Source organism: Bacillus sp. mrc49 (genome assembly GCF_002803435.1).
This window is the reverse complement of sequence record NZ_PHNG01000405.1, coordinates 1-312: the sequence shown is the minus strand read 5'-3', so window position 1 is coordinate 312 and position 312 is coordinate 1. Positions and strand designations below refer to the sequence as shown.

Genomic DNA, 312 nt, shown 5'->3' with positions numbered 1-312 from the left:
GCTAGGCTCATATGGGAATTCTCCGGAATGGTCAGGTTTCCATTTGAGTCTTTAGCTTCTAAATCAACGCGATCAAACTCATTCTTCATCCCTAATGGAGCTCCGCTGTCCCGGTGACGCCCAAACGTGTTTTCTTGCTCTTTCAATATCGTACGGTCCCAAACCTCGATATACATCTGGATTCGGCGCACAACCATATAACTGCCGCCAACAAGCCAGTCGGGTCCGTCCCCGGCCTTTACCCAACCATGCTGATTCATTTCACTGGCATCATTCGTATCCGGATTGACCGTACCATCCTTAAAACCGAAT

The 312-nt window shown here is 48.7% G+C and carries 1 protein-coding gene; it reads right to left on the bottom strand.

What is annotated here, in order from left to right; translation table 11 throughout:
- Nucleotides 1-312, bottom strand: a 312-nt coding sequence (locus CVN76_RS02520; RefSeq protein ID WP_157805484.1) for a Dyp-type peroxidase, incomplete at both ends; no start/stop codon positions are given.